The organism is Tenacibaculum profundi, assembly GCF_057162725.1.
In genome coordinates this window covers 580852-597416 of the sequence record NZ_CM169894.1, presented here as the reverse complement: position 1 = coordinate 597416, position 16565 = coordinate 580852, and the positions used below count along the sequence as shown (strand labels likewise).

The window sequence follows — 16565 nt, the reverse complement described above, 5'->3', positions numbered from 1 at the left end:
TTAAGTTTAGATTTCGTTACAAATATATTTTTTTGTTTTCAATTTATATTAGTCACCTGAATTTTTCCTTGCTTATTAAGCAATGGATTAGTATTCAAAAGTTTAGAAAAGTTACATTAAATAAGTAAAAAAAAAATCCTTTTATTAAAAAAAAGAGTGTACATTTGCCACGGCAAGTTCTACACAACTAGCTCCCTTTGAATCCCCCAGGGCGGGAACGCAGCAAGGGTATTAGGTTGTAGCAGTGTGATGTAGGTAGCTTGCCATTTTTTGTGTAAAAAAAACTTATCCATTTCCTCTTGGATGAAACTTTTCAACTGTTTTTCTCAAATCATTTTTATCCAAGTGTACATATATTTCCGTTGTGGTAATACTTTCATGTCCTAGTAGCTGTTGTATAGCTCTCAGGTCTGCACCATGCTTTAGTAGATAAGTAGCAAAAGAATGTCTTAATGTGTGGGGGCCCAATTTTTTATTAAGATTTATTTTTTTTGCCAGGTCATTTAGAATAATAAAAATCATTTGACGTGATAAACGCTTACCACGTCGGTTTAAGAAAACAATATCTTCTTCATCTTTATAGGGTTTGATTTCTGATCGTATGACTTTGATATATAAGTTTATTCTTTGGATCGTAGTGTGATGAATTGGAACAAAACGATGCTTATTACCTTTTCCTAAAACACGAATGAAACCTTCTTCAAAAAAAAGATCTGATAATTGTAAATTAATTAATTCGCTAACGCGAAGACCACAACTATAAATTGTTTCAATAATAGTTTTATTTCGTTCTCCTTGAGGATGGCTTAAATCAATAGCGGCAATAAGTGTATCAATTTCCTTTTTAGTTAGTGTATCGGGTAATTTTTTTGAAACGTTAGGACTTTCTATTAGATCCATCGGGTTGTCTTGACGGTACTCCTCAAACATTAAATAATTAAAAAAACTTCTTAAACTCGAAATTAATCTAGCTTGGCTTCTAGCAGAAATAATTTTACTTTCCTGGTATATAAAAAGCTTAATAATTTCAGAAGAAATAAAAGCAGGACAGGGAATAATTTTAAGTGTTTTGATAAATTTTATAAGTTTTTTTATGTCAGTTTTATAACTGTTTATTGAGTTATCTGTTAAGCCTCTTTCTATTTTTATAAATAAAATAAAATTATATAATACTTGTTCCCAGTTCATTGTGTTTTAACCGTTAAAAAAAAGTGAAAATATGTATTTAGAAAACAAAAATAAACATACTTTTGCGCCTCGATTATAAAAATTTATAAATTATGAAAAAATTATTAGTAGCTGCTATGATGGTATTTGGATTAGCAGCAAACGCTCAAGAAGGACAGTTTAATGTTGGTGCTAATTTCGGATTACCATTAGGTGATAGTAGTGACTATACCTCATTTGCTATGAGTGCTGAAGTAAACTATTTATTTAGTGTTTCTGACGATTTTAAGGTGGGACCTTCTGTTTCGTATCTGCACTATATTGCAAAGGACGCAAAGGATGTAAAAGAAGTTTTTGGACCTTTAACAGGTGTTATCAATTCAATGGTAGATAATTTTTCAGTTGAAACAACTGGAATTGAAGATTCTTCTTTTTTACCAATAGCAGTAGCAGCAAGATATAATGTTGCTGAGAACTTTACTTTAGGAGCTGATTTAGGGTATGCTGTTGGCATAAGTCCTAAAGGAAACGACGGTGGTTTTTATTATCGCCCAATGGTAGGATATAATATTTCTGAAAAGATAGCTCTTCAGGCTACTTACGCTGGAGTTAGTAAAGAAATTACGTCTTATTCTAACATTTCACTAGGGGTAATGTTTGCATTATAATACATAAAATAACTATCTGAACAGGGCAAGTTTGCCCTGTTTTTTTATTAAGATAAGTGAGATAGTCAGTAGTTAAAAATTAGTAACTATAAATTATTTTTAAAACACAAAAAAATATAATAAATGAAAAAATTATTAGTAGCGGCTATGATGGTATTTGGATTAGCTGCAAACGCACAGGAGTCTACTTCAAGTCAAACTGCTCAGGGAAAAATCGTAATCGAAGCTAATACGGGGTCTGCTACAACAGGAAACACTAGCTTTTCATTAACATCGTCAAACGGCAATACTGCTTGGTCTGTTGGTGCTGAAGGTGGTTATTTTATAATTGATGACTTAGCTGTTAAAGCTGGTTTAGGTTATGGTGATAATGGTACTACAGATTCATTCAGATATAAGATTGGTGCTGAGTATTACATTATTGGACAAATTCCTGTAGGAGTTGATTTCACTGGTTCTTCTTATACTGGAGGAAGTACTAACTGGCTTGGTTTGCAAGGAGGTTATGCTTATTTTTTAGGTGAAAATTTAAGTATTAAGCCAGCTTTAAGATATAACATTGGATTAGAAGACGGTCAAAAAGGTGTATTTCAAGGATTAATTGGATTTGCACTTTATTTTTAACTAAAAATGTCCTAAGATTTTAAAGCGAGGAACTGTTTAACGAGTTCCTCGCTTTTTTATTTTAAACTTTAAAAGTAGTTTTTATTTATTTCAAAAAATTTGATACTCTTATTTTTTTAACATAATTTAACTTAGTCTAAAAATTAAATTATAAAAACATGAAAAAATTACTTTTAGCAGCAATCGTCATGCTGTTTACTTTTAGTGCGAACGCACAAGATGGTCAATTCAATATTGGTACAAATTTTGGATTACCAGTTGGTGACGCAAGTGATGTAGCTTCATTTACTTTAGGTGCGGAAGTTAATTATCTATTTAGTGTTTCTGATGATTTTAAGGTAGGGCCATCGTTGTCTTATGTTCATTATACCGGAAAAGAGGTAGATATTACTCAAGGAATTTCATTACCGGGATTGGATTTAGGAAGCTTAGGAACTGTTGAACTTGACGATTCAGGTTTTTTACCTTTAGCAGCAGCAGCAAGATATAACGTATCAGATAGCTTTGCTTTTGGTCTTGATTTAGGGTATGCAATAGGGGTAAGTCCTGAAGGAAATGATGGAGGTTTTTATTACAGACCTTTGATGGGATACCATATTTCTGAAAAAATAATGTTACAAGCAACGTATTCAGGGGTAAGTGTTGAAGGAGGTTCTTTTTCTAACATCGGCCTTGGGGTAATGTTTGCTCTTTAAGCAACTTATAAAAGTTAATAATTGAGGTTTTAGATAAACTTTTGATTTAAATTTTTTTATAAAATCTATGTTTTTTAAGAAAACATAGATTTTGTTGTTTAAAAAAACTTTAATAAGGAAAAATTAACAATCATCACTTTAATTTTTATAGGTATGTTTCTTTGAATTCTCAAAAAAAATAATTTTATGGTAAAAGTTAGTTTAAATATTTCTAGTATAATCATCGATAAAGAAAATGAAGTAGGGGAGTAATTTATATCTAGAACTGATTTTGACACAAGAGGTTTGGTCGAGTTCAAAATGTCAGATAAATTTTTAATTCAACCCGCGAATTACTTTACTTTCGTTTCTAATCAAAACAATTTCTCAAAATATGGATTTTACAATATTGGTGGAGTGTTATGTTATTGATATGTCGCTTTTATTTAGGTTTTAAATAGAGTTTTTACTAACTTTTGACGGATATCTAAAAATGACTTACTTTAATGGAAATATTATTTTAGAAACCAACAAGGTTTTAAGAAAAATTCAAGCCTAGGAGATTTCGGTTCTAAACTAGAAAATGGTATTAATTTGGGGTTAAGTATGATAGAAGAAGAAAATAACTTTACTATAAATGATAGTAAATATTTTGATTTAAATACCTGATTTATATAGGTGTTTTTTTGTTGGGTGTCACCAGAGGTGTCAATTTTTGTTTTTTCGAGATTTTCAAATTCATTAGGCAAGTTATCAAAAAAAGTAAATAGATAAACATTTCTTAAATTAATTCTATAGGCTTTTTGATTTAGTAAAAGCTTTGGTGTTTAAAATGATCTTAAATATTCTCTTTACCTCTTCATGTGTAAATGATTTTTTTGATAATTCTCATTAATGTTATATTTCCGCTAGTTACCTGCAAGCACCAAAAACCTCACCGCACAGTCAAGCACATTTTATTTTTTCCGTACCTCAAAAAAATAAAAAGAGTTTGCCTTTACCCAGCGCTCGTGTACGTTCATAAGATTGTTGAAAAATGAATTGCTGAAGAACGAAATCTATCCTAAATTTTCTTTAATTTGCAAGCAAATTATGGGTAAAAAATATTCGGACATAAAAGAGAAACTTCAAATCGTTGTAGACAAGAAAACTACTAATGATTTGGCACATTTGACACACTTTTTTCAGAATCACAAAAATGGTGTATCTCAATATTTCAGATCATCTGCCATAGAATATTTGACTGAACTATACGAAAAATTGAATATTGTTCAAGAACCAGATTTTCAATATTATTTACCAATAAAATGGGACATTCCATTCCCACCAACTGAAAATCCGACATTCAAGTTTATTGACCTTTTTGCTGGGATTGGGGGAATAAGAATGGCATATCAAAATAATGGTGGAAAGTGTGTTTTTACTAGCGAATGGGATACTTATGCAAAAAAAACTTATGAAGCTAATTTTGGAGAAGTCCCTTTTGGTGATATTACCCAAATTTCAGAAAAAAATATTCCAGACCACGATATTTTATTAGGTGGTTTTCCTTGTCAACCTTTTTCAATTGCAGGAGTTTCAAAAAAAAATTCGTTAGGAAGAAAACACGGATTTTTAGATGAAACCCAAGGAACTTTATTTTTTGATATAGCTAGAATAATAAAACATAAAAAGCCAAAGGCTTTTATGCTTGAAAATGTTAAAAATCTTGTTTCGCACGACAAAAAGAAAACTTTTAAAGTTATCATTAAAACTTTAGAGAAATTAGGTTACAATGTTCATCATAAAGTTTTAAATGGTAAGTATTATGTACCTCAAAATCGTGAACGAATTATTATTGTAGGATTTAAAAAAACAGTTTTTAAGAGTAAAGAAACTTTTGAATTTCCTGACCCAAAAGAAGCAAACTTTGTTTTTAAAGAGATACTTGAATCAAAAGTGGATGATAAGTATACATTGTCAGATAAATTGTGGAGCTACCTACAAGAACACGCTAGAAAACACAAAGCGAAAGGAAACGGATTTGGTTTTGGAATGACTGATTTAAATGGAATTTCAAGAACTATTAGTGCTAGATATTACAAAGATGGGTCTGAAATTTTAATTCCACAAAAAGGAAAAAACCCAAGAAAATTGACACCAAGAGAATGTGCTAGACTTCAAGGGTTTCCTGATAAATTTATAATTCCAGTTTCAAACAACCAAGCATATAAACAATTTGGCAATTCAGTTGTAACACCTTTGATAGAGGCAGTTGCAAAAAATATTGTAAAAGAACTTTCAAAAATTAATGAATCTAACAAATCTAAAATCGCTGTTCATTAATAATGGATGTAAGAAAGTTTATGTGAAAACTCTTTCGCCTAACGATAATTCTAAAAACCAAGTTTATATTGGTGGGAATTTTGAAATCCTAAATATTCTTCCAATATCAGAAATCACAACTGAAGAAGCTGGAGATTGGAATAAAGAACGTTTTAAAGCAAAAATTAATTTTTCATGGATTGACGGCGAAGGTATAATTTCTTCTGCACCCCAAGCACAACTTATTCTCTACCCCAAATATCCTGAAGTTCGTTTTTCAGGTTTTCTGGCAAGATGCAAAAAAGCACCTTCAGAATTAATGACACAAAGATTGGCTGGTAGACTATTATTCTTTTCTGTAGCTCAAAACGGAACGATTTTAGGTTATGTAACTTCACCTAGTTCTGATATCGCAAACGAATTCAATAAAACAGAATCAGATTCTACTCACGGAGTATTCTCTGTTATAGATTTACCTGTAACAAAAAATAATCGAACAATATTATTAGGTGAATTGAAACGGATTTATGAGTTAGGTTGGATTGAATCAAAAAGGTTAGATAGAGATGGAAATATAATGGATTGTCGAGCACCTAATTGTGGTGGCTATACTTTAGAAGCGGAATTAGGAGTTACACCCAATGGATATTCTGAACCTGATTTTATGGGTTGGGAAGTTAAACAGTTTGGAGTTGTAAATTTCAACCGCACCAAATCCAAAGCTATAACTTTAATGACACCAGAACCAACTGATGGGTTATATAAAACCAAAGGTGCTGAATACTTTGTTAGAAATTATGGTTATGAAGATAAACTTGGAAGACCTGACAGATTAAATTTTGGAGGAGTTCATAAAGTTGGAGAAAAACAGCATCTGACGGATTTAACAATGCAATTAATCGGATTTGACATTGAGAGCGGGAAAATTAGGAATACAAATGGTAGAATTGCATTATTAGACAACAAAGATAATGAAACAGCTTCTTGGAGTTTTTCATCAATGCTAAAACATTGGAACAGGAAACACAATCAAGCCTGCTACGTACCTTCTCTTTCAGAAACAAAACCTGAAAGAAAATACAGATATGGCAACGAAATTATATTAGGAACTGGAACCGATTTTCAATTATTTCTTTCGCAAATGGCAATTGGAAATATTTATTATGACCCAGGAATTAAATTGGAGAACATATCTACCAAACCTAAAATTAAGAAACGAAGTCAGTTTAGAATAAAGTCTGGATTTTTACCAAACTTATATAAACAGAACGAAATAATTGATATTGCTGAATAGCAAACGCTTAAAGCCATACACTTTTACAGTCGCTTCATCCAAGCTTCGCCAAAACTGTAAAAAAAGTATGTCTTTGCCAACGCTAGCAAGTTTACGGAAAAAAGCCAGCAGGTAACAATGTATAAAAAACATAAGGCGATTTAGGCTTAATTCAAAAAGCTGTGTTTATTTACAAAGTCGTCAAATATAAAATTTGGCGTTTATGAGAAAAAAGATAAAAGCAAAATATTTATATTTGGCTTATTGCAAACCGAAACGTGTCGTTTATCATCTGCTCTACGTTTCTTATTCTTAACGTTACCATACATTTAAAAAAACTTATGAGCGAAACAAAATTGACCGCAAAAATTAAAACTGAGCCAAATATTGGAGATCGCTTTGTGGCTGGATTAGTAGATTATATAATAATATATGGATTAACTTTCTTTTTAATTTTTACATTTGGTGAACCGAATGATAAAGGCGGATATTCTTTAAATGGTTTACCTGCATTAGTTCCAATAATTTTTTGGCTGATTATGACTGTTGGTCTTGAAATTGGTTTCGGAGCAACGATTGGTAATTCATTAGTAAAACTAAAAGCGATTCCAAAAAATGGAATGAATCGAAAACTGACTTTTGGAGAATCTTTTAAAAGACATTTACTTGACCCAATAGATATGTTTTTTTTTGGACTAATTGCAATAGTTACAATAAAAAACACAGATAAAAATCAACGATTAGGAGATATTTGGGGAAACACAATTGTAGTGCGGACTGAAAATTTAACTGTATAAAAACATATGATAACAAAACCTAAACTGCATTAAAACGCAACTTAGCCAAACGTTGGTTGTCATTAAACAAGCCCTTGAACGAACATTTTATACAAAAAAGTAACAAATTTTATTCTTAATCGTTTCATAAGAAAACAATAATAATGAAGCAAATAATATTTACCCTAGCCTTGTTAATTGTATTAATGCCTAAGGCAAATTGCCAAGAAGAATCATTTTCTAATAATTTATCAAAGGATGAAAAGATACAAGTATTAGAGCAAATTAAGATACTTGAAAACGCCTTTAAAAAATCATCATTTGAATCTCTAAAAGATAATATTTCCTCAGATTTCACCTCAATGGGGCAAAGTATGCCTAATGCGATTGAAATTTTAAAACAGATGAGTGCTCAAATGCCAAAAGGTTCAATCAAACTATTAAATGCATCTAAAACAAAAAAAGAACTATACGATTTAGATTTAGAACTAGGTAATTTCGGAATCTACTTTAAGTCAATATTAGATAGTAAATTTAAATTTATAAAATTAGATTATATCGAAGATAAAGAACAAATTGAAGAAACTATTAATCAATATTTGGTAAGCAAAGAATACATTTCACTTCCTTTTCATTTAATAGATGGTTATATATTGATTGATGGGGAGATCAATAATAGAAAAGGGAAATTTATGTTTGATACAGGAAACCCACAGGGTTTGTTATTAAACAATAATTTTCTGGATTTAAAAAAGGACAATAAAGTAGGAAATGGGAGGACAGGTTCAAGACAGCAATTAATGATATATCAAAGCGACATTGCTAACGTTAAAATTATTAATGAAGTGAATTGGGATAGTTTAAATAATGTAATGCACGCAGATTTTGGGTTCATTGAAGAAGGCATTACAAAAGATTTTCTTGGCTTTTTGGGATACGAATTTATTAAGAATTATGAATTCATTATTGATTATGATGCTCAGGTTATTAATTTATATCAATTAGATGAGACAGGTCATTCTTCTCAAAATATATACAATAAAGAAGATGTTATTGAGTCCTTAAAATTCACAACACCATCAGAAAAACAAATACCAGTATTAGAATTTAGTTTAGCAAACGAAAAAATAGTTTCTCACTTTGATACTGGAAATCAAGGAAGTATTAATCTACTTCCAAGCTTTAAAGATAAATTATTGCATACTAAAGACTTGAAATCATTTAATAATGGTTGGTATGGTCAACCTAATAGCCCCACATTCGTATTAGATGGACTTACCTACAATGGTAATAAATTAGAAAAAATAAGAAATTTATCAATTTTAGATAGTGATAAAAACGAAATTGAAATAGGTTACCAATTTCTAAAAAACTATAAAACAGTCTGGAACTATAAAAAGAATACCATTATTTTATTGAAGAGATAACAACAACCAACAAAACCTAAACTGCATTAAAAGGCAGTTTACACGAAACGTTTAAAACACACCCACCACAAAACACCTTTTAGGGTGTTTTTTTATGCCTAAAATTTATTGAAACTGGTGATTAAAATATTGCTAGGTGTAAATATTTGTAAACGTTTATATTTGCAATCGAAATATACACAATTGTGTATATCCGCTAGTTATAAGCCATAAAAGAAAACAAATTAAAAACAACTATAAAATTTAAATTATTATGAAAACAACAGTGAAAATTGCTGTCATTGCTATGATGGGAATGAGTTTGGGAGTTAGTGCGCAAAATTTTAATAGCTCTGATTTAAGAATAGGATTAAATGACGGTAGGTCAAAAGGGAGTAAGGAAGGTCAAAGGGCATTAGTTCATTATATAAATGATGAACTAATAATCAATTACAACGGTGATTTTGAAGGAGGCACGAAAATACAAAGTAGTCTTAGTGTTAGTGGAGATATTCATGGTCGTAATTTACGATTTGACGGAACTGATTTTCAGTTAGGATTAAATAATGTTAGGTCAAAAGGGAGTAAGGAAGGTCAAAGAGCTTTAGTTCATTATATAAACGATGAATTAATAATCAACTACAACGGCGACTTTGAAGGTGGAACGAAAATACAAAGTAATCTTGCTGTTCTGGGTAAAATAGAATCAAAAGAAATAAAAGTAACAACTTCGCCTACTGCTGACTTCGTTTTTGAAGAGGACTATGATTTACCTACGTTAGTATCAATCGAAAAACACATAAAAGAAAAAAAGCATTTACCAGAGATTGCATCTGCAAAGGAAATGGAGAAAAATGGAGTTAATGTTGGAGATTTTCAAATTCAATTACTCCAAAAAATAGAGGAATTGACTTTATATACCATTGAGCAGGAAAAGAAAATTAAGAAATTAGAAAAGCAACAAAAAGAAATTGAAGAACTAAAAAAACAAAATTTTGAAATCAAAGAATTAGTTCAGAAATTATTAAAAGATAAAAACTAAGCGTAACGGCTTATAACACGTTATATAAAAAATAGCAGTTTAGAGCTAAAATTAAAGTTCGTTCTTTTCTGCTATTTTTGTTTCTGAATTGAAAAAGTAGTCGTTTTATATTCCGCTACTTTTCATATACAAAACCGTTGTACTTAATTAAAACAAATACTTATGAAAAAAACATTAATCATTATACTCTTTTTATTTCTAGCGATTAACATAAATGCTCAAAAGTCTGATTTAATTGTTGGAAAATGGGTGTTTACTAAAGCATTAAACAAAGACATTGATAAAGCAGGATTAGCTTATATGAAAGCAGAGATTATTGGTAAATGGAAACTAAATTTTGACTCTGATGGAAAATTCGATACTTCTATGATGGGAGAAAAAACGACTGGAACCTGGAAGTATAACTCTAATTCTAATTCTATTACGCTGAATGGTATTGAGGGCGGACCACTGGAGTTTAAAATTTTAGAATCTACCGAAAATAAATTAGCATTGAAACTTGGATTAGGGGAATTTTTATTAACAAAAACCGAAGAATGAAACTAGGTACAACGCCACCTAAACTGCATTAAAAGGCAGTTTACACGAAACGTTTAAAACACACCCACCACAAGACACCTTTTAGGGTGTTTTTTTATGCCTAAATTTTAATGAAACTGGTGATCAAAATATTGCTAGATGTAAATATTTGTAAACGTTTATATTTGCAACCGAAATATACACAATTGTGTATATACGCTAGTTGGGTACAATTATGACAAACAGCATTTTTTATAACAAAGGGTTTGAGTTAAACGGAATATCTGTACCTGAATTTGAATTAAAAAGCGGAAAACTAGTCCGACTTTACATTCCTAGTGTGAGAATTATTGGATTTGACCTGACCATTGAATTAATAAAGCGTTTTCAAAAAAAGAACAACAATTTACCTTGGGCGAAAAATTACTCTCAAAATTCGATTTTGGAAAAATTATTTCCTCTTACGGTTGAGAAGTATTTGATTAAGAAAAATAAGATTGACAAGCGAAGCGCAATAAGAATTGCAGACGAAATCGGAATTAAATTGAATGATAAATTTGAAAAAATAGGATTTATTAATCGAAAAGCATTGATAATAAAAGCTCTATTCGAAAAAAACAATTCTATTCTTATCGATTATTATGGTGTTGATGCAATTGGAATAAAAAAATTGGAACGAATTGTAAACGTAGAAATTGAAAAAGGGAAAACTGGAATCGCGTTTGACCTATTGGAATATGTTGAGGAAAAAGAACCTTTTGTAAATATTGAACGAATAAAAATAACTCTACCCAACACTATGTAAAAATGCATTAAAACGCATTTTACATTAATCGTTGGGCACAATATCCGAACAGAACGCAAATGAAAGAAAATAAAGATAGAGTGATAATTGCAAGTGACGTAAATGAGCGTGACGGAATCGGAGTTGAAATCTACCGAAATGACGAATTGATTGCGGAAATTTTCAGAGACGACACAGAGAGAACCAGAACAATCCGAGTTTTTAAAGATAATATTTCACTTGAATTAATGGAAGAGTGTATTTCAACTTTTAAAAAGGAAATTCCTTGGGACTTTATTAATTACTCAGAAGAAGAGAATGAAAAAAATTAACCTAGAAATAGAATCTTATTTATTTGATGGAGAGAATGGAGAATTCAGAGCTATTCCTTTCTATGAACTTTCTATTGACGAATCTGTAATTTATCAGAATCAAGAGCCTAAATATTTAATTGATTTTAATTACAGAGATTCCTCGTTTGTAAAGCAAATTAAAAAAGCAATGGAACAAGGTGTTGACCTTGAAGAAATAATTAATGGATATGGTATTTATCTTGGTTTAGATTGGACCACGAAGCATAATATAGTAAGTAATGAAATTCCCAATTCGCAACAAACAGAAAAAGTTGAATTAGAAAGAATTGAATCCTTTGGAGATGTTGCCAATGAATTAATTTTTATTGCAACTGACAACTACAATAAATCTGACTTCATAAACGAAAATGGATTGTTGGATAAATTTATGATTCAGGACAAAAATGGTTTTTATAGTTTGGAATCAATGGTTATTGACCGAAAAGAAAATATTGGAAAACTGTTAGATTTTCTATTTCAAAGAAAAACGGAATTAACCGAAATTCAGCTATCAGAAAACATTTCAATTTACGACTTGAGCAGTTTAATCGGAAAAAGTATTGACTTAAATCAACTTGAAAATGATTACCAAAAATGGATTAAAATTTCTGGTCGGAATAACACTATGGATGAATATGGAACGCTACTCGCATTGATTGGCTTTCTTGAACGGAATTCTGGTGAAAAACAATTGATTTTAAGAGTTGAAAATAAAAAACAGCACACAACAAACACCCCCTAAACTGCATTAAAAGGCAGTTTGCACGAAGCGTTAAAACCAAATTTACAGAATGTCAATATACCTAGACTAATATGAAACGTTTTATTTTACTTTTATTTTTTTATACTATCCATTCTTTTTCTCAAGAAGAAGCTCAGGATACTTTGTTTATCAAATATGATAGAAACTTATTGACAAGACATTTAGATGTTGATAATTCCAGATATTATTATTTAATTAAAGGGACAGGAAATAGAGAAGATCTTGTCTATTTTTATGAGTATGAAACACATAAGAAATTATCTCCAAAGAAAATCTTGTCTTTTAAAGAAGTTCTAATAAATTCTGATGCATATTACGGAAAAGATAAATTACAAGATTCGAGATTGGCAGAGTACCTTTGGAAATATGAGGTTATTTTAGTTAAAGGAGATGATTACATTGAATTAGGAACAGTTTATGAAATAGAGTAAAAAAAAAGTCAATAAAATAGTACACGTACTACCAAGCACCTTTTAGGGTGTTTTTTTATGCCTAAAATTTATTGAAAAAGGTGATCAAAATATTGCTAGATGTAAATATTTGTAAACGTTTATATTTGCAATCGAAATATACACAATTGTGTATATCCGCTAGTTGTACGTAATTTAACATATCAATGAGGTTTCTAATTTCAATATTAATATTTTTAGTTTTTTTTCCGTGTTTTGGTCAGACTGTCTATGAAATAAATAAAGCTGAATTAGAGGGATGTCGTTCATGCAAAAGAAAACGGAAAAATCCAAATCCGAAATCTGTTTTAATAGAAACTGACTTGACTTGTTTCAGAGAAATGGCAAATCCAATTGTCAGCTTAAAACCAACCATAACTGATTATTTGACTGTTTACCCTTCGCTTTTGACTGGAAAAGGAAATACATCAAGTAAAACTATAGAATTATTAGATGAACTTAAATTAGTTTCACACGATTTTTATGGTGGATATACGAATTTTAACCTAAAAATATTGAGTTATAATGACCTTATAATCTATTCAAGACTGGGTATTGAAGTTGAGGAAAATGTATTTGAAAATATATATCTCAAAGAGATTGTCGTTCCATTAACTTGTAGCGGAGCAAATATGGAATACTATAAACTATTCAACGAAAATATTTCAGAATATCAAAAAAAGTATCCGAATTTTACTTTGGAAATTGACGCTAAAAAATACAGCATTGATGCTTTAAATGCGTACTATAATCTTAACCAAGTTGAGTGGAATTTGAACGCTTATCAAGTCAATGACGACTTTGTTCATTTTGCCAATACTTTTTTCAAAAAACTTTTGGAAAATAAAGAATATAATGTTATCAAAAAACTGATTTTTGGTGTAAATCCTGTAACAAGGATTTACGCTCACTCTGCACTTGAAAGAGCAAAAAAAGATGGATTTGATATAGATAAAGAAACAAAAGAACAAATGGAAATAGTAGAGAAAAACGGATTGCAATTTAAAAACGGGATTTTAAGTTGCTGGATTGGAGATTTCGACTATAACAATTATGATTTTGCCATTAAAACGAAAGAAAATTAAGAAACTACGTACAACAAAACCTAAACTGCATTAAAACGCAGTTTGCACGAAACGTTTAAAACACACCCACCACAAAACACCTCTTTTAGAGGTGTTTTTTTATGCCTAAAATTTATTGAAAAAGGTGATCAAAATATTGCTAGGTATAAATATTTGTAAACGTTTATATTTGCAACCGAAATATACACAATTGTGTATATCCGCTAGTTATAAACCATAAAAAACGAAATGAAAAAAATTAAATTAAACTACTTATTCCTGTTATTAGCTTTATTAATTTTATCATGCGAAGATTCCGATAATGAAATCGCAAATGAACCAAATAACGAAATTATTGATAATTATAAATTATTAGCTGTGTCTGACCTTGGAGAAGTTTTTGAGATCGGAAATAATACTGGAAATATTGAAAACGTCGGACAATTAAATAAGGAAAATGAAAGCACTTTTTTATTTGCAAATAACTTAATATCATCTGAAGAAAAAATTTACTCCATTGAGTATGTCTACAATCCATTACCCACCAATAATCTTTTAGTATTTGACAGAGAAAATGGTACCAGTCAAATTATACCATTAATATTACCACCAAATATAAATGGAAACGAAAAAGCAATTATAGCTTTAGCTTGGGACAATAATAATTTGATTGGAGTTTTAGCGGAAAACGTCTTTATAAATAATTCAACAAAGCATATAATTAAAATTAACCTTCAAGATAATTCCATTACTGATTTAGGAATTACTTTCAATGAGGGTACTATCACTTCTATGAAGAAAATTAACTCTAAATTATTTTTATCAACTAGGGGAGAGGGTTTTATAGAAATCAATTTGACTGATAATTCAATAAACAATTTAAACTCTATTAATGGAAGTAAGTTGGCTCAAATAAATAATTCAGAACTAGCAATAATGCAATCCGTAACTGGTTCAGCAAATGGAGCTAAACCAAGTGTAATTAACTTGACTAACCAAACCATCTCTGACAAGTCAAATGGTGAAACTTATCTACTCTCTAATGTTTTTGGCAACTCTTTTTATAAAGACAATGTCTATCTTAATCTTGTAAAGACTAATTCAATATATTTAGGGATTTTGAAAAGTAATTATGAAACAAATGAAAATACAATAGTGGAAATAAATTCTACAGCAGTTAATAGAAATCTAATAATTGTTAATACGATTGAATAAAATTACAGTTTACAACAACGGCTATAAGTAATTGCTTATTCTCGCATACTTGTGAAAATCTTCGCGGATTTTCAGCTTGGTATGTAATTATAAAATTAAGAGCTAGACAACGCAACTACTCATAGCCGAAGCCGTTGTAAATAATGCGTAGAAATTGTAGATTAAATTTAATATTGGAAAATAATCTGAGTTGAAAACCATGAGGGAAAATAAAAATGGAAAACGAAATTAAACTGACTCTAGCAGCTGAACCGTTCGCAAAATGTTATGGAATTTTAATTCTTGAAAATGGAGATTATATGATTGAAATTAATCAGTCAAAAATACCATCTGATTTTCTAAACAGACTAAAAACATGGTATAAAGAATATTATCCATATACAGGAATGGGGTTAAAGGAACTTGAATCTCACCGAGAACATACTGAAAAATTGGATAAAATTGGAATTGAACTGTTGAACGAAATTTATAACGATAAAATATTTAGTTACCTGAATGTTAATAGATTTGTTTATTTCAGTCGAGGAACTGATCAACCAATATTTGAACTGAATTAAATCACTATTTACAACAAAACCTAAACTGCATTAAAAGGGAGTTTAGCCAAACGTTTAAAACACACCCACCACAAGACACCTTTTAGGGTGTTTTTTTATGCCTAAAATTTATTGAAACTGATTGTCAAAATATTGCTAGGTGTAAATGTTTGTAAACGTTTATATTTGCAATCTAAATATACACAATTGTGTATATCCGCTAGTTGGCAACAAGCAGAAAATTAGACGAGGTAAAATAATAAAAAACATGTTAGAATGAAAAACGTAAGGTGGTTTTTTAAAGAAACAATTCCTATAATAATTGGAATCTTGATTGCTTTATTAATCAATAATTGGAATGAGGATAGAAAAAATAAAAAGTATCTAAATCAAATATTTTCATCTATAGAAAGTGAATTAGAGGAAAGTGAATTAGATATAAAAAGAGTAATACCTAAGCAATTGGCATCTGTTGATACGATAGATGCTTATATGAATAATGAAAAAGTTACTTTGTACGAAATAATTATGAAATCTGATGGTATTCATAAGCCCATAATAAAAACTAATTCGTGGAATGCTATTGCCAATTCAAAAATAGAATTAATTGAATATGAAAAATTATCTGCGTTATCTAATATTCAAGAAAGTAAAGAAAATCTAAATCAAAGAATAGAAAAACAAGTAGAATATAGTTTTCAAAACTTTGAAAGGTCTGGTAAAAACAAGAAGATAATTTTACGAATGTTGATTTTAGATATTATAGGTGCAGAAAAAGAGTTAATATCTGAAATCGAAAAATTTATTAAAGAATAAAGCCAGTTGCCAACAAAATGTATAATTAATTGCTATTCCTTGCTAAACCGAAGGTAAATAATTTTTCATAAACCTAGTTTTTAACTCTAAAATTTGGTGCTTAAACACGTAACTAACCATACACAAAACGTC

Annotated in this window: 18 protein-coding genes and 1 other RNA gene; 18 read left to right on the top strand and 1 reads right to left on the bottom strand. The window is 29.8% G+C overall.

What is annotated here, in order from left to right; translation table 11 throughout:
- Nucleotides 1–170: 170 nt before the first annotated feature.
- Nucleotides 171–269: signal recognition particle sRNA small type (ffs, locus tag AC2GW8_RS02335), an RNA gene on the top strand.
- A gap of 16 nt (nucleotides 270–285) precedes the next feature.
- Here ffs and AC2GW8_RS02330 read toward each other — a convergent pair.
- Entirely contained in the window at nucleotides 286–1188 is a 903-nt protein-coding gene (locus AC2GW8_RS02330) for a tyrosine recombinase (protein ID WP_440881189.1), read from the bottom strand.
- A gap of 92 nt (nucleotides 1189–1280) precedes the next feature.
- Here AC2GW8_RS02330 and AC2GW8_RS02325 point away from each other — a divergent pair, with 92 nt between their 5' ends.
- The 17 genes from AC2GW8_RS02325 to AC2GW8_RS02245 all read left to right on the top strand — a co-directional run bounded on the left by AC2GW8_RS02325 (nucleotide 1281) and on the right by AC2GW8_RS02245 (nucleotide 16433).
- Complete coding sequence (locus tag AC2GW8_RS02325; RefSeq protein WP_440881188.1) at nucleotides 1281–1835, top strand: outer membrane beta-barrel protein; 555 nt, start codon at nucleotides 1281–1283, stop codon at nucleotides 1833–1835.
- Nucleotides 1836–1958: 123 nt separating this feature from the next.
- Nucleotides 1959–2459: a hypothetical protein gene (locus AC2GW8_RS02320; protein WP_440881187.1), complete on the top strand. Its 501-nt coding sequence runs from the start codon at nucleotides 1959–1961 to the stop codon at nucleotides 2457–2459.
- A gap of 158 nt (nucleotides 2460–2617) precedes the next feature.
- Nucleotides 2618–3154, top strand: a complete 537-nt coding sequence (locus tag AC2GW8_RS02315) for an outer membrane beta-barrel protein (protein ID WP_440881186.1) — start codon at nucleotides 2618–2620, stop codon at nucleotides 3152–3154.
- Between the two features lie 1071 nt (nucleotides 3155–4225).
- A complete protein-coding gene (locus tag AC2GW8_RS02310) occupies nucleotides 4226–5458 on the top strand; it encodes a DNA (cytosine-5-)-methyltransferase (protein ID WP_440881185.1) in 1233 nt (410 codons plus the stop codon).
- Entirely contained in the window at nucleotides 5424–6731 is a 1308-nt protein-coding gene (locus AC2GW8_RS02305; RefSeq protein ID WP_440881184.1) for an MvaI/BcnI family restriction endonuclease, read from the top strand. Before AC2GW8_RS02310 ends, AC2GW8_RS02305 begins: the two co-directional genes overlap by 35 nt.
- Before the next feature lie 320 nt (nucleotides 6732–7051).
- A complete protein-coding gene (locus AC2GW8_RS02300; protein WP_440881183.1) occupies nucleotides 7052–7507 on the top strand; it encodes an RDD family protein in 456 nt (151 codons plus the stop codon).
- A gap of 143 nt (nucleotides 7508–7650) precedes the next feature.
- Nucleotides 7651–8913 (top strand): hypothetical protein, encoded by a 1263-nt coding sequence (locus AC2GW8_RS02295; protein ID WP_440881182.1) that lies wholly within the window; start codon nucleotides 7651–7653, stop codon nucleotides 8911–8913.
- Between the two features lie 253 nt (nucleotides 8914–9166).
- Nucleotides 9167–9934 carry a hypothetical protein gene (locus AC2GW8_RS02290; protein WP_440881181.1) on the top strand — a complete coding sequence of 256 codons (768 nt, stop codon included), beginning with the start codon at nucleotides 9167–9169 and terminating at the stop codon, nucleotides 9932–9934.
- 162 nt (nucleotides 9935–10096) lie between these two features.
- Nucleotides 10097–10474, top strand: coding sequence for a lipocalin family protein (locus AC2GW8_RS02285; protein WP_440881180.1), 378 nt, complete (start codon nucleotides 10097–10099; stop codon nucleotides 10472–10474).
- A 214-nt stretch (nucleotides 10475–10688) separates the two neighbouring features.
- Entirely contained in the window at nucleotides 10689–11258 is a 570-nt protein-coding gene (locus AC2GW8_RS02280; protein ID WP_440880410.1) for a hypothetical protein, read from the top strand.
- A 59-nt stretch (nucleotides 11259–11317) separates the two neighbouring features.
- Entirely contained in the window at nucleotides 11318–11569 is a 252-nt protein-coding gene (locus AC2GW8_RS02275; RefSeq protein ID WP_440881179.1) for a hypothetical protein, read from the top strand.
- Nucleotides 11556–12332 carry a hypothetical protein gene (locus AC2GW8_RS02270; protein WP_440881178.1) on the top strand — a complete coding sequence of 259 codons (777 nt, stop codon included), beginning with the start codon at nucleotides 11556–11558 and terminating at the stop codon, nucleotides 12330–12332. The genes AC2GW8_RS02275 and AC2GW8_RS02270 overlap by 14 nt, the downstream gene beginning before the upstream one ends.
- A gap of 71 nt (nucleotides 12333–12403) precedes the next feature.
- Complete coding sequence (locus tag AC2GW8_RS02265; RefSeq protein ID WP_440881177.1) at nucleotides 12404–12784, top strand: hypothetical protein; 381 nt, start codon at nucleotides 12404–12406, stop codon at nucleotides 12782–12784.
- Between the two features lie 185 nt (nucleotides 12785–12969).
- Nucleotides 12970–13887 carry a hypothetical protein gene (locus tag AC2GW8_RS02260; RefSeq protein ID WP_440881176.1) on the top strand — a complete coding sequence of 306 codons (918 nt, stop codon included), beginning with the start codon at nucleotides 12970–12972 and terminating at the stop codon, nucleotides 13885–13887.
- 228 nt (nucleotides 13888–14115) lie between these two features.
- Complete coding sequence (locus tag AC2GW8_RS02255) at nucleotides 14116–15081, top strand: hypothetical protein (protein ID WP_440881175.1); 966 nt, start codon at nucleotides 14116–14118, stop codon at nucleotides 15079–15081.
- Between the two features lie 215 nt (nucleotides 15082–15296).
- The gene (locus tag AC2GW8_RS02250) at nucleotides 15297–15638 is read left to right on the top strand and encodes a hypothetical protein (protein WP_440881174.1); all 342 of its coding nucleotides are present in this window, start codon (nucleotides 15297–15299) and stop codon (nucleotides 15636–15638) included.
- Nucleotides 15639–15893: 255 nt separating this feature from the next.
- A complete protein-coding gene (locus AC2GW8_RS02245; protein WP_440881173.1) occupies nucleotides 15894–16433 on the top strand; it encodes a hypothetical protein in 540 nt (179 codons plus the stop codon).
- Nucleotides 16434–16565 lie beyond the last annotated feature (132 nt).

Excerpts from the sequence above, each read along its gene's own strand:
- AC2GW8_RS02275 (WP_440881179.1), top strand. The coding sequence starts at position 11,318 with ATGAAAGAAAATAAAGATAGAGTGATAATTGCAAGTGACGTAAATGAG.
- AC2GW8_RS02270 (WP_440881178.1), top strand. The coding sequence starts at position 11,556 with ATGAAAAAAATTAACCTAGAAATAGAATCTTATTTATTTGATGGAGAG.
- AC2GW8_RS02310 (WP_440881185.1), top strand. The coding sequence starts at position 4,226 with ATGGGTAAAAAATATTCGGACATAAAAGAGAAACTTCAAATCGTTGTA.
- AC2GW8_RS02325 (WP_440881188.1), top strand. The coding sequence starts at position 1,281 with ATGAAAAAATTATTAGTAGCTGCTATGATGGTATTTGGATTAGCAGCA.
- AC2GW8_RS02295 (WP_440881182.1), top strand. The coding sequence starts at position 7,651 with ATGAAGCAAATAATATTTACCCTAGCCTTGTTAATTGTATTAATGCCT.
- AC2GW8_RS02315 (WP_440881186.1), top strand. The coding sequence starts at position 2,618 with ATGAAAAAATTACTTTTAGCAGCAATCGTCATGCTGTTTACTTTTAGT.
- AC2GW8_RS02305 (WP_440881184.1), top strand. The coding sequence starts at position 5,424 with ATGAATCTAACAAATCTAAAATCGCTGTTCATTAATAATGGATGTAAG.
- AC2GW8_RS02250 (WP_440881174.1), top strand. The coding sequence starts at position 15,297 with ATGGAAAACGAAATTAAACTGACTCTAGCAGCTGAACCGTTCGCAAAA.
- AC2GW8_RS02260 (WP_440881176.1), top strand. The coding sequence starts at position 12,970 with ATGAGGTTTCTAATTTCAATATTAATATTTTTAGTTTTTTTTCCGTGT.
- AC2GW8_RS02245 (WP_440881173.1), top strand. The coding sequence starts at position 15,894 with ATGAAAAACGTAAGGTGGTTTTTTAAAGAAACAATTCCTATAATAATT.
- AC2GW8_RS02285 (WP_440881180.1), top strand. The coding sequence starts at position 10,097 with ATGAAAAAAACATTAATCATTATACTCTTTTTATTTCTAGCGATTAAC.
- AC2GW8_RS02255 (WP_440881175.1), top strand. The coding sequence starts at position 14,116 with ATGAAAAAAATTAAATTAAACTACTTATTCCTGTTATTAGCTTTATTA.
- AC2GW8_RS02330 (WP_440881189.1), bottom strand. The coding sequence starts at position 1,188 with ATGAACTGGGAACAAGTATTATATAATTTTATTTTATTTATAAAAATA.
- AC2GW8_RS02280 (WP_440880410.1), top strand. The coding sequence starts at position 10,689 with ATGACAAACAGCATTTTTTATAACAAAGGGTTTGAGTTAAACGGAATA.
- AC2GW8_RS02300 (WP_440881183.1), top strand. The coding sequence starts at position 7,052 with ATGAGCGAAACAAAATTGACCGCAAAAATTAAAACTGAGCCAAATATT.
- AC2GW8_RS02290 (WP_440881181.1), top strand. The coding sequence starts at position 9,167 with ATGAAAACAACAGTGAAAATTGCTGTCATTGCTATGATGGGAATGAGT.
- AC2GW8_RS02265 (WP_440881177.1), top strand. The coding sequence starts at position 12,404 with ATGAAACGTTTTATTTTACTTTTATTTTTTTATACTATCCATTCTTTT.
- AC2GW8_RS02320 (WP_440881187.1), top strand. The coding sequence starts at position 1,959 with ATGAAAAAATTATTAGTAGCGGCTATGATGGTATTTGGATTAGCTGCA.